13 protein-coding genes are annotated in these 12909 nt (G+C 40.4%); 2 read left to right on the forward strand and 11 right to left on the reverse strand.

The window, feature by feature from the left end; translation table 11 throughout:
* The first annotated feature begins 178 nt into the window (after positions 1-178).
* The gene (locus HX129_RS16640) at positions 179-859 is read left to right on the forward strand and encodes a hypothetical protein (RefSeq protein ID WP_130072155.1); all 681 of its coding nucleotides are present in this window, start codon (positions 179-181) and stop codon (positions 857-859) included.
* Between the two features lie 175 nt (positions 860-1034).
* Here HX129_RS16640 and katG read toward each other — a convergent pair whose 3' ends face one another.
* The 5 genes from katG to HX129_RS16665 all read right to left on the reverse strand — a co-directional run bounded on the left by katG (position 1035) and on the right by HX129_RS16665 (position 6890).
* On the reverse strand, positions 1035-3224 hold the full coding sequence (gene katG, locus HX129_RS16645; RefSeq protein ID WP_286433579.1) for a catalase/peroxidase HPI: 2190 nt from the start codon (positions 3222-3224) through the stop codon (positions 1035-1037).
* A gap of 298 nt (positions 3225-3522) precedes the next feature.
* Complete coding sequence (locus HX129_RS16650) at positions 3523-4173, reverse strand: hypothetical protein (RefSeq protein ID WP_286433577.1); 651 nt, start codon at positions 4171-4173, stop codon at positions 3523-3525.
* Positions 4174-4194: 21 nt separating this feature from the next.
* Positions 4195-4761, reverse strand: coding sequence for a hypothetical protein (locus tag HX129_RS16655; RefSeq protein WP_286433575.1), 567 nt, complete (start codon positions 4759-4761; stop codon positions 4195-4197).
* Between the two features lie 69 nt (positions 4762-4830).
* Positions 4831-5949 (reverse strand): MBL fold metallo-hydrolase, encoded by a 1119-nt coding sequence (locus HX129_RS16660; RefSeq protein ID WP_130072160.1) that lies wholly within the window; start codon positions 5947-5949, stop codon positions 4831-4833.
* Positions 5949-6890 (reverse strand): cation diffusion facilitator family transporter, encoded by a 942-nt coding sequence (locus HX129_RS16665; RefSeq protein WP_130072161.1) that lies wholly within the window; start codon positions 6888-6890, stop codon positions 5949-5951. Before HX129_RS16665 ends, HX129_RS16660 begins: the two co-directional genes overlap by 1 nt.
* A 127-nt stretch (positions 6891-7017) precedes the next feature.
* Between HX129_RS16665 and HX129_RS16670 the strand changes: the two genes are divergently transcribed.
* Positions 7018-7464: a GNAT family N-acetyltransferase gene (locus tag HX129_RS16670; RefSeq protein WP_180046871.1), complete on the forward strand. Its 447-nt coding sequence runs from the start codon at positions 7018-7020 to the stop codon at positions 7462-7464.
* A 49-nt stretch (positions 7465-7513) separates the two neighbouring features.
* On the opposite strand, the gene hcaD is transcribed toward HX129_RS16670, so the two are convergent.
* The 6 genes from hcaD to hcaE form a co-directional block, all read right to left on the reverse strand.
* Positions 7514-8749: a 3-phenylpropionate/cinnamic acid dioxygenase ferredoxin--NAD(+) reductase subunit gene (hcaD, locus tag HX129_RS16675; protein ID WP_286433572.1), complete on the reverse strand. Its 1236-nt coding sequence runs from the start codon at positions 8747-8749 to the stop codon at positions 7514-7516.
* An 11-nt stretch (positions 8750-8760) separates the two neighbouring features.
* Positions 8761-9723, reverse strand: a complete 963-nt coding sequence (locus tag HX129_RS16680; protein WP_130072164.1) for a 3-carboxyethylcatechol 2,3-dioxygenase — start codon at positions 9721-9723, stop codon at positions 8761-8763.
* A gap of 68 nt (positions 9724-9791) precedes the next feature.
* Positions 9792-10607, reverse strand: coding sequence for a 3-phenylpropionate-dihydrodiol/cinnamic acid-dihydrodiol dehydrogenase (gene hcaB, locus HX129_RS16685; protein WP_130072165.1), 816 nt, complete (start codon positions 10605-10607; stop codon positions 9792-9794).
* Positions 10608-10609: 2 nt separating this feature from the next.
* Complete coding sequence (hcaC, locus tag HX129_RS16690) at positions 10610-10936, reverse strand: 3-phenylpropionate/cinnamic acid dioxygenase ferredoxin subunit (protein ID WP_130072166.1); 327 nt, start codon at positions 10934-10936, stop codon at positions 10610-10612.
* Positions 10936-11454 carry a 3-phenylpropionate/cinnamic acid dioxygenase subunit beta gene (gene hcaF / locus HX129_RS16695; RefSeq protein ID WP_130072167.1) on the reverse strand — a complete coding sequence of 173 codons (519 nt, stop codon included), beginning with the start codon at positions 11452-11454 and terminating at the stop codon, positions 10936-10938. Before hcaF ends, hcaC begins: the two co-directional genes overlap by 1 nt.
* Positions 11451-12818: a 3-phenylpropionate/cinnamic acid dioxygenase subunit alpha gene (hcaE, locus tag HX129_RS16700; RefSeq protein WP_174493803.1), complete on the reverse strand. Its 1368-nt coding sequence runs from the start codon at positions 12816-12818 to the stop codon at positions 11451-11453. Before hcaE ends, hcaF begins: the two co-directional genes overlap by 4 nt.
* Positions 12819-12909: the final 91 nt, after the last annotated feature.

Consider the following 12909-nt stretch of genomic DNA (forward strand, 5'->3'; position numbering starts at 1 on the left):
AAATTGCAAAAGTGCATATTCTAAAAGCGGACATTTTTACTTTGGAGAAACCGGACATTTCTATTTTGGAGTTACATTTTAATTTCGCATAACCCCCATTATGTTAAATAAACATTGAGAGAACATTAATTTAATATCTGTTACATTGCTAAATATAAAAAAAGGAACTTATTCTTGTATGTCTCTTAACTTGAATAATATTCAAACATTGTTCTCACCTGACAAAGCAAAACTGCTCAATTGCCACAGCAACGAGTTATGTTTAAAAAAAAAATCGAAGAGCTGGTGTATAAGATTAATTGATAAGTCTTGGCATGTCTTAACTCTTAATGATGGAAAAGTTATAGAAAATATAACCTATGCATCAGAATATCAGGCTTGTCTTAGATTCTTGTATTTATGCCAAGTGATTACTACTGATCAGCCTAATCACCCTAAAATATTAGGTATGGATAGAGATTATTGTTTTGCTGAAAAAAATGGTGAATATCTCTTAGAAGCTGGAATAATGGTAGGTACACATGGTGAGCATTTTTTATATATAAAGTTAAATCAAGAAGAAATACAAAGATTTAAAAAAGAAGGATTTAGATTTATTAACACATTGTTATCCGAAATTAGGGATATTAATTCCTCTTATAACAACTCTAAATTTTCTCAGAGAAATAGAACTGATTGGTATGTAAGCTCTCAAGAGTTGAAAGCTTGGCAAGAACTCCAAATTATAGAAAAACCAATAATTATAGAAAAGCCTACTTATCAAGAGCCAAAAAAAAATGGGACTAAGATAGTTATACTTCTTGTTGGTTTTATTTCTATTTTTTATATCATCTTTTTTTCAGCTTTTGACCTTTTATAAGTATTTCTAAAATTAACATAATACGCCTTATGCGAAATGCAATGTATAACTTTATTTAAATCAGTGTCTTGCAATCCATAAAAAAGTCTAGTTTAAAAAACCTAGGCTTTTTACATGAAATTTCACTGTTCCACAAAAAACCGCCCTCAGGCGGTTTTTTAAAATCTTAAATTAATTACTTCACATCAAAACGGTCCGCATTCATCACTTTCGTCCATGCCGCCACAAAGTCTTTGACAAACTTCTCTTTGTTGTCATCCTGAGCATACACTTCAGCATAAGAACGCAGAATCGAGTTAGAACCAAACACAAGGTCTACACGCGTTGCTGTGTACTTCGTTTCGCCTGTGGCACGGCTCACAATATTATAAGAGTTCTTGCCTGTCGGCTTCCAGTTATATGACATGTCTGTCAATGTCACAAAGAAATCATTGCTGAGTACGCCTACGTTGTCCGTAAACACACCATGTTTTGAGTCAGCATAGTTCACGCCCAATACACGTAAACCACCGACCAATACCGTCATTTCAGGTGCAGTCAAACCAAGCAATTGCGCACGATCTAACAATAATTCTTCAGGCTGAACTACATAGTCTGCTTTAACAAAATTACGGAAACCATCCGCTTTAGGTTCAAAGTCCTCAAAAGAATAAACATCAGTCTGCTCCTGAGTTGCATCACCACGTCCTGCAAGGAACGGAACTTTGACATTCACACCTGCATCCCGTGCTGCTTTCTCAACAGCTGCTGTACCACCCAAAACAATCAGGTCAGCAATGCTGACTTTTTTAACCAATGTGCTCTGAATTTCTTCAAGTTTCGCCAGAACTTTCGCTAAACGTGCAGGCTCATTTCCTTCCCAATCTTTTTGTGGAGCAAGACGGATACGTGCACCATTTGCCCCACCACGGTAGTCAGAACCACGGAAAGTACGTGCACTGTCCCAAGCAGTTGCAATCAGTTCAGCAGACGTTAATCCACTATTGAGTAATTTAGTTTTTAAACCGACAATATCCACATCGGACAATGTGTAATCTACTTTTGGAATTGGATCTTGCCAGATTAAATCTTCAGCAGGAACGTCAGCACCTAAATAACGGGTTTTCGGTCCCATATCGCGATGCGTCAATTTGAACCAAGCACGCGCAAACACATCAGCCAATTTATCTGGATTGTGATAAAAATCCTCTGCAATTCTGCGGTATTCAGGGTCAAATTTCAGTGCCATATCGGCATCTGTCATCATTGGATTACGGCGCACATTTGGGTTAAATGCATCAACAGGTTTATCTTCTTCTTTGATGTTAATGGGTTCCCATTGTTTTGCGCCTGCTGGGCTGGTGGTCTTTTCCCATTCATAGGTAAATAATAAATAAAGAAATTCATTGTCCCATTGGGTTGGATGGGTTGTCCAAGCACCTTCTAAACCACTGACCATAGTATTTGGACCATTGCCTGTGCCTTCTGAGTTGTGCCAACCTAAGCCCTGAAACTCGACATCTGCACCTTCAACATCTGCGCCGAGGTTTTCTGCCTTACCGTTACCATGTGCCTTACCAACGGTATGACCACCCACAGTCAATGCAACGGTTTCTTCATCATCCATGCCCATACGGTCAAAGGTCACACGCATGTCCTGCGCGGTACGTAGTGGGTCTTGAACCCCATCCACACCTTCTGGGTTGACATAAATCAGACCCATTTGAACTGCAGCAAGTGGATTATCCAAAGATGAACGATCTTGATCATCTTTATAACGTTCTTTGGTTGGCGCTAGCCAATGACGCTCTTCACCCCAGTAAATGTCTTTTTCAGGTGCCCAAATATCTAAACGACCACCACCAAAACCAAAGGTTTTTAAACCTGCAACTTCATACGCAACTGTACCTGCCAATACAATCAAGTCACCCCAAGACAGTTTGTTACCGTATTTTTTCTTGATGGGCCAAAGTAAACGACGACCTTTATCGGTATTGACGTTATCAGGCCAACTGTTCAATGGTGCAAAACGTTGGTTACCTGTATTTGCGCCACCACGACCATCTTGTTTACGGTATGAACCTGCTAAGTGCCATGCAGTACGAACAAACATACCAATATAGCTGCCATAGTCAGATGGCCACCAGTCTTGACTGCTGTTGATCAGTTCTCTTAAATCTTGTTTAACTGCTTCTAGATCAAGTGATTTAAATGCTTTGGCATAATCAAAATCAGGATCCAGTGGATTGGTTTTTGTATCATGCTGCGAAAGGATGTCTAAGTTCAGTGCATTTGGCCACCAATCCGTATTGTCGGTGCTGGCTACACTGGTTTGTCCACCTGCCTGATGAAATGGGCAACCTGAAGCTGGCATGTTGTTATCCATAATTATTCTCCGCATACAATTATAAATTAAAGAGATAAAGTAAGTTTTGTTGAATGGCCTACTTTAAAAACATAGCTGTTTTTTTTAGTAAATCACAGCGAATTTAACCAATTAAAACAATCGAATATTTCTATTTAAAATATTAAAAATAAATGACTTTTTTGTTTTTCATATAGATAGCGATTTGCATAACTATAATGAGAGAGAAAAATCACTATTTTTTATATGGATTTAAAATTTTAATGTTACTTTTCCATATTTCCGATGCAGTTTATGAGCATGGGACAGCAGCTCTCAACTACATTCTGACCTTAGCCCCAAAGTGTTCTTTCCAGCCTTTGGTTTCCACTGCAATTTGTTTTGCTAGCCTGCCTTTCACCTCTTTTAATAATTGTTCACGTTGCTGATCATGTACAAAACGAGCATGATATCTGCTTTGCATCACCTGAATATAATTATTCAGTGTTTTTTGCTGTTGAGCTGTTTTGGGTGGACGATTTAAAAATTGTAAATATTCCTGTTGTGGATCATGCTCCAAAGGATTGCCCATAATATCTTCCACATACATCAAGGCGCTGACAGGTTTGACTGTGCCTTTGGCATCTACTGCATAGACCTGTTTACGTACACCATAGGGAAAAGCCCACAAGCCCTGACCATCCCCTGCTGCCCAATAGGTGTAAAAAATCAGTTGATTGCCTTTCACTTCATAATCACCGATTTCGGTGGTGAGAATACTGCAATCACCTGTATTGTAATGCAGTGTATGACTGAGTAATTTCTTATGATCTCGATATAATTCAAGGTCTTTACGTTCAAAACCTTCTTCACTTTTATTTTTGACAGTTTTAAATTCAAAATTTGAATGATGAATTTGAATGGTTTGAGTTTCTGCAAAAGCGATATGGGTCAATGCGAGAGATAAAAATAAAGTTTGGAATATTTTCATTATTGTGTCCCTTATAGTAGGTTATTCAATACACGCTCGCTCTATCAGTTCAGATAGCACTAAAGGAACATAAGTACTTTTCATTATTGGGTAAAATACCGCATCTTCTGAAACATGACCAATATACTGTTCATTTAAACAGGTTTCAAATTTATAATTTTGATCCACTATTTTCTGTTGTTCTGTGGGTGCTATACAATATAGTTTCTTAAAATACAGGCAGTTATCATCATAAAAAATACTATTATCGACTAAAAAAATTGAATGATCTTGCTCAAACAAAATCGAATAATAACCTGAAAGCACATTACCTCTCAGATGATCTGCCATTAAGCGATAGTTATCAGCAACGGTAACCCAATCGTATTGTCGATTCAGTTGATCAGCCAAATACTCTTCAAACTCAAAGGAAAGATGGTTTCCGCCCAACATGGTTTGGAGCATTGTCCATGAATGTGTGTGGTTAGATAGATAACACACTTCGAAATGGCTATCGAAATTTAAATAATGCGGTTCAGCCATTTCAGAACAATCTTCAATAACTTTTATATTTAAAGGTAACAATATGGGCTGAATAATGTCTTGCAACTTTACTTGATCAATTCAACCTTGAATAATACACGCCATGTTTGAACGCCTCTGATTGCAAAGGGTTATTTAGACAATTAATTTACGCCCCTCTTTAATACAATAGAATGGATTCATCAACTTAGACGTATTTTTCATCGCAAGTTGCAAGTCATGTTCAGGTTGTTCACGACTTTCATCTGTCAGTTGGAAAGTACGGTAATGGATTGCCAAAGAGCGTTTTGCTTGTAAATCGACATGTGCCTGAAAGGCATCCTGTGGATTCATGTGCATATATTTCATTAACTGACGTGGTTCATAAGCACCAATCGGAATCAAGGCAATGCGTGGTGAACCTAAACGCTTTTGAATTTCTTTAAAATGTCCTGAATACCCCGAATCACCTGCAAAGAAAAAATGTCCATGCTGTGAAATAATGGAAAATCCTCCCCACAATGCCGCATTTTGATCACGGAAGCCACGACCTGAGCCATGTTGAGCAGGGGTATAAACAATTTTTAAATTTCTAAAGAGTGCCGATTGCCACCAATCCATTTCAATCACATGCCAATCGCTTGGTAAATAATGACTATTCCCTAATCCTGTATAAATTGGCATGGCAAATTTATCATGCAACCAGCGCAAGCTTGCAATATCCATATGATCATAATGGTTATGACTGAGCAATACAGCATGGATGGTCGGTAAATGCTCTAAAGCAATTCCCGCAGGAATGACACGCTTAGGACCACGCCCTTGTTTTGGACTCACATGGTCTGCCCAAACAGGGTCTGTTAAAAAGTTATAAGGTCCGATTTGCAATAAAACTGTTGCATGCCCAACAAACCAAACTTGCCAATCATTTTCCGGTGCATTAGGGCGGTTTTGTGGTAGAGCACGTGGTGTTGCATAAAACTCAGCAGCTTCTTTGGCTGAGTCGACTTTCCATGTTGAAGACTTACGCGTACTGAGCCATTTAACTAAATCCCAACGCCGATTACCCTCAGGTCTACGGACAGGATTAAAAAATTTCTCTCCATTATGGTGATCTGAAGCCAACACTCGAAATATGGGTCTGTACCATGTATGTGCTAAACAAGCCTCTGTTTCTAATCTATAGTGTAGTTGTTGTGTAGGAACGGTCGCTACAACTTCTTCGGTATGTAAAGTACGATCTTCAACCGAATTCTGTTCAATCTCTTTTGACATTACGACTCTAAACGCCCTTTCATTCGTTCTAACCACATCTGTTGTGTTTGCGGTTTAATAAATAACGCAATAATTTCAGGATGAATTTCTTTAATCTTGCTTTCGATACGATTAACACAAGCTTCGATATCATCTGAAGTTAAATTATCTTTAAATTCTAAACTCAGTGAGGCGAGCACTTGATGCGCACCCATTTGTTCAGTCAAAACACCATTGGCATAATGCACCGCAGGATCTTGCCTTGCCACTTTTAACACATTTTCTCTTAATTGTGGATCAGCAATTTCACCTAAAAGTAAACCTTTGGTTTCTCTTGCCAAAAGAACAGCAGAAATCGCCAAAACCACGCCAATCAAAATCGAAGAAATACCATCAATCACAGGAAGATTCAATTGATGTGCCAAAAAAATACCAATCAAGGCAATAAACAAACCGATCAAGGCTGCCGAATCTTCAAATAACACTGTAAATGTAGTGGGATCTTTACTACGCCTGAATGCTTGAAAGTAACTCATTTTACCTTTCATTTTTTTAAAAGATTTTAAAGCAACAAACCAAGATGTTCCTTCACAGACAATTGCAATAGATAACACAATATAATTAACATAAGGAGATGTCATCTCTTCAGGGTGTAGAACATGCTGCACCCCTTGATAAATCGACACAATCGCCCCTAATGCAAACACCATGAGCGATACAATAAATGCCCAAAAATAAAGTTCCCGTCCATAACCAAAGGGATGTTTTACATTGGGCGCTTGCTGCGATTTTTTCATACCATACAACAATAATATTTCATTCAGTGTATCGACTACCGAATGAATCGCTTCACTGAGCATCGCAGAACTATTTGTAATATAAGCAGCAATAAACTTCACCAAGGCAATCACAAGGTTACCCAAAAGTGCTGCATACACCACAATTTTGTTCGAATCTGACATTTATTGTCCTATTTTTTATCATCAAATATAGTAATTTGATTTTTATCTGCATTTTAAGTCATATTCATGCAATAACATGTGTTTTTCCTTTAATTTTTGTTGCTTTTCACATTTGAGCGAGCTTTTTATGCAAACCAAAATTCGTTCATCTTTAATCTCTGAGCATCGGCAGCTTTTATCTGTTTGGCAAAAATGTACAGAAAATATTCACAATACATCTCATCAACAACATTTATTAAAAATAAAAGAACTTATCACTGAATATCATTATTTTAGACATTTACAGTTATTTCATATTGAAATCAATCATGAAATTGTCGGCTTTATAGGTTTGGCTTATCAAAAAATTGAAATGTTCTATGTACATCCACAATATGTCGGGTTAGGCATAGGTTCAACTTTACTTCGATATGCTTTATCTTTAGGAATTCGAGAAGTGGAAGTCTTAGAAAATTATCCAGATTTACAACAGTTTTATCAAAAACATGGTTTCCAAGTCATTGCGCGTTCACCATGGGATACGCAGGGACAACTTTGTCCAACATTACATTTACGCCTACATACGCCTTGCTAAATCCATAAAAAAACCTGAGTAAAAGTACTCAGGTTTTTTATCTAGCAGATTATTTGACAAGTTTACGTAAGTCTTGTGTTAAATCGAGATATTTCTCTGCTTCAAAAGGCGCTTGCTTGCTGATGAGTTTTTTCAAGTGACGCATGTCTTTGGCCGCATTCACGGTAATACCCCCCACAATCACGCCATCCGTCACACCAAATAATACAAATGATGATTCAGCACGTTGTGCAGGATTGATTTCACCACGTACCAACCATTCTGCTGCTGCCATATCACCGACAAACTGATAGTTAATGTCTAACTGATCTGTCCAGAACCATGCTGGATTTGCCACAGGATGCTCAACCCCCATCACATGACGAGCAAAGATACCCGCTTGTAAATTGGCATTTTCCCATGTTTCTACACGACGATGCTGACCACAATCACGAAGTTGAGTCGCAACATCACCCGCTGCATAGATATCAGCATGTGAGGTTTGGCAGTTTTCATTCACTTTAACTGCAAAATCAACATCTAAACCAGCATCGACTGCAAGCTGAGCATTCGGCACAATACCAATACCATACACCACTGCATCTGCACGAAGTTCTTCGCCATCAGCCAAAGTTACGACAACTTCTTCACCATCAAGCTTACAGTCTGCAATTGAAGTAGATAACCGTACATCAACACCTGCAAGACGTTGTTGTTCGAGCAAGAACTCACTCAAAATGCGAGGCGATGAACGTCCCATCACCATTGGTCCCATTTCAATCACGGTCACTTGACAGTCTTTGAAACGTGCAGATGATGCAAGCTCAAGCCCAATCACACCACCACCAATTAAAATAATACGGCGACCCGCTTGTAAAACAGGCACAAGCGCTTGTGAATCTTCAAGATTACGCAAGGTATAAACGTGTTTACCCAGAGCATCGAAATTGGGTAAGCGACGTGCTGCCCCACCTGTTGCAAGCAACAACTTATCAAAGGCAAGCGTTTCGCCATTTTTCAATTCGATGGTTTTGGCATCTGCATTAATTTTAACCACGCCATTGTCAGCAATATGCTCAACACCTAAGTCAATGAGTTTTTGCTCTGACAAGATCTCAATCTTGGTCTCTTCAGGTTTTAAGATGACATCTTTAGATAAAGGTGGACGTTCATAAGGCAGATGTGTTTCATCACCCACCAAAATGATTTTGCCTTCATACTTGTTTGCACGAAGTTCTAAAATGGCGCTCGCACCAGCTTGACCAGCACCAACAATCACGATGGTTTCAATTTCATTTTGGCTCATGGGTTTTATCCTTATTTCAATTCTGCAGATACAATACCGAAACCGGCAATCCACTCACTAATATCTTCATAACAATGCGTTGTCATGTCATATTCACCAATTTCATGCAAGGCTGCAAAGGCTGCCATCCACGAACGCACTTCTTGACCACCACGACCGCCATCACGACGAATTTCAGCTTCTGTCATGGCTTCGATGCTTGCAAAATCCGCTTTAGCAAAAGTGTCTAACAATGCACGATCCCACTCAGGGTTTAACGGCACAGCCACAGAGGTATCACCTGCTGCCAACTTTTGACCCACCGCAATAATTTTACCTTGGCGGGTGTTACGTGCTTCCTCAGTTGGGTTACGACCCGCAATGAGGAATTCTTCCACTTCTGGTGGTACTGAGCCCATTTGTGGTGTCGGTGGATCATGTGATAATCCGCCTGTGCCTAAAACAAGCACACGTTCATTTTCAAGATTTAAGGACTTAATGAACTGACCCACTGCACGACCGAGCGCTAAAGTACGCTTGGTGGTTGGCATCGGTGCAGCAGCGCCATTGATAAAAATGGGAATGGTTGGATAACGATCAAGCTGACCGCCACACAAGAAATGTAGTGGCTGAGTCACACCATGATCCGCTTGCATACGGTATGAATACGCAACATCAACGCCTTCGTCCAACACACGACGGACTAAACCTAATGCCTTTTCTTCAGGCACATCAATGTGTGCATTGTCTTTACCATAGTCCCAATCGCCTGCGGCAGTGGCACGAATACCCACGCAGAAACTTGGCATCAAATCATAGAAGAAACCATTAAAATGGTCTGGACCAAAAGTAATAATCAAAGTCGGATCATAGGCTTTAACTTCAGCCGCAAGTTTTTCAAACGTATCACGAACGGCTTGTTCTTTACGTTGTTCTTGTGGTGAAGCAAACTCCATTAAAGGACTGTGCGATGCACAAATCAGTTTCACAGCCATGAGAGACTCCTAAACAGGCAAGGCAGCCAAATAGGCTGCCAAATTAATCCATTGATGCGATAACGCAATTATTCATCAAAAAAACCAGCGCGTGGCTGACGTAAACCACGAATACCCAAACCACATTCAGCGTTAATTAATACGCCTGTTAATGGACGGTTATTGGCACGTGATGCAAGCAAGACATATGAACCTGTCATATCTTCAGGCTCAGGTAAGAAATTCAGTGGCATGCCACGCGCAATTTTCTCAGGATCACGAGCATCGAGTAGACCCAAATTTTCTTGACCTAAAGATGCCGCACCTTTGATATTCACATTCATACCTGACGGCGCAACTGCATTCACTCGTACTTTAGGCGCAAGCTCATAGGCTAATTCTTTCATAACACCAACCCCTGCATGCTTAGACGCTGTATATACAGGGCCTCCGCCAGCAGAGTACAGTGCTGAATTAGACAAAGTAAATATGATAGAACCTTCAGAAGCGATCAATGCATCCAATGCAGCTTTGGCACCAAGGATCAGCGACTTGGTGTTAATGCCCATGATTTCATCAAAAGCTTTTTCTAACTGCTCACCTGAGGTATTGACGATATCGGCATAGTGATCCCAAATACCCGCATTTCCAACAAAGCAATCCAGTTTACCAAAACGTTCTACGGTAGCATTTACAGCACGAAGATTGTCTGCATAGCTAGCTACATCGCCTTCAATTGCAAGAACCTTACCGCCGAAGTGCTCATTTAACGCATCGACTTTGGCCTTTGAACGCTGAAGAACGGCCACTTGCGCACCTTCTTCAATAAAACGCTCCACCAATGCCCAGCCTAAACCTGAACCACCACCCGTAATTAATGCAACTTCGCCTTGTAGCCAACCCATGATTACTCTCCTGCCATTTCTACGAACAATTGACCATCTTCAACAATCACAGGGAATGTTTTGATTGGATCAGTTGCAGGTAGACACAATGCTTCACCTGTTTTCAAACAAAAACGTGCAGAATGTAGTGGACATTCAACCGTACCGTCGTCTTCGAGATAACCTTCAGACATGGATGCATTACCATGGCTACACTTGTCATTCATCGCGAAGAATTCACCGCCGTTATTAAATACAGCAAGCGCTTCGATACCATTCACACCACAATCTACTTTAAGGGCTTCGCCTTCATCCAAGTCATCAACTTGGCAAACAAAAATCTTATTCATTAGAAGAATACGCTCAGGTTGTGTGAGTTATACGTCACTTGGTCTAGGGTAATTTTACGGTTGAAAATCTGCCATCCTAAGCCGCCTTCAACTTTGCGGATTTTGTCATGACGTTTACCGCAGTAAATCGTCACGTCTTTCTCTTTTTGTGTACGGTACAATAAGTAAGTCACGTAAACGTCATATTCGCCTTCAACTTCTGTCGCTTCTACGATGACATTTGAAACCATATGGGTGGTACGTGAAGGAGGCTCTTCTGCCCAAGCCATGCCTGTTTCAAGACGAGCCACTCGACGCTCTAAAAGATCTTTCGTGTCATTGAAAACCCAAGTTGTAGGAGGCTCAACTGAACGACGACGATCACGTGTTTGCGCGTTTGGTGTAGTACGAAGCGTATAAGAAATATCTTCAGCTAAGGTGTCTAACCATTCACGGAATTTCCAATCATCTAGCAATTTTGCTTCACGATATAGAAACTGACTAATCTCGTGATGAAGTTCTAAACTGATCTGACTCATTTCATAAGCTCCTTCTCATATTCGTCAGCGGCTTTCTCTACGTCTTCCCATTTTTCATGGATTAACAAATCTGCCCAACGGCGGTACATACCACGTGCTGCAGTTTCAGAGAAAATGTAGTTGGTAATACCTGGAATACCATCTTCACGGATTTTTTCTTTGCCTAAACCCATTTCCATGATCAATTGGTTTTTACGTGCTTTATAACCACGTAAGACTTTTTGAATCTCAATCCAGTTCTCAGAGTCATCTTGCTCTAGGAAACCAGCAGGACCGAAGGCACGAGTCGCTGAACGCTCAAATGCTTCTTTCACTTCTTGAGATGCTTCAGCATCTGCAATACAGAATGCCCATACTTCAGTTTTGTTTGGACCACGTGGGTGCCATACACGAAGTGTTGCAGTACCGTTCAACCAAGATAATGTTGGGAACATGGTGTTGTGACCTGCAAGACGTAAAGCACGAACTTCGCCTAAACGTTCTTTTACTTCTTCATATGTTTCACGGAAATAGTTGGCAACTTCACCATCCACCCAGACGTTCGCATCGGGTTGTTCTGTGAAGAAGAAACCTGAACCATGACCACGTGAACCGTATTGGATTGCGTCTTTCGCCGTTTCCCATACAGGACGAGCCGTTTGGGCAGCACCTAATTTTTTCGATGATTCATCATCTGGTTTTGCACCCAAAACTTGAATCGCGGACGCATGAGAGAACAATGCATGGTATTGGTCAGATGCAAACTGTTCTGCTGCAAATTTCCAGTTACACTCGATTTCCCACTTATGCACACCACCGATGATTTCTGTACCACCCGGACGACGGTCTAATACGCCATCTAAATACCAAGCGATATCACCCATGTATTCTTCTAAGTCAGGTGTGGTTTCATCCCAACAACCGAAGATTAAACCTTTATAAGATTTGACACGGTTAACTTCGATCAAGCCCCAATGCTCTTTACAAGCACCTTGTGGAAATGCACGATCTTCAAGTGGAATATCTTTAAGAGAACCATCAACACCATAAGACCAGCCGTGGTATGGGCAAGTAAATGCACGTGTATTACCACAGTCTGCAAAGCTCACACGCATCGAACGGTGACGGCATTGATTGAGTAATGCTTTAATTGAGCCATCTTTTTGACGGACAACAATGATTGGATCTTCACCCATATAGGTATTGAAGAAATCGCCTGCCTTTGGAATTTGGCTTTCATGGCAAAGGAATAACCACGTACGACCAAATACACGTTCAAGTTCTAATTCATAAAGATCTGGATCTGTATAAATAGAAGGTGAAATACGGCCATTTTGTGCATCGACTAATGCGTCGATTTCGCGCACATCAATTTTTCCACTCATGAAAGCTCTCCTGCGACAAACGTGGGGTCACAAACTAAATGACTTAAGTTGAGGTGATCATCGCTTTTGAGGGGCACTTTATGGAAATATT

The organism is Acinetobacter sp. 251-1 (assembly GCF_030329305.1).
GTDB lineage: Bacteria > Pseudomonadota > Gammaproteobacteria > Pseudomonadales > Moraxellaceae > Acinetobacter > Acinetobacter piscicola_A.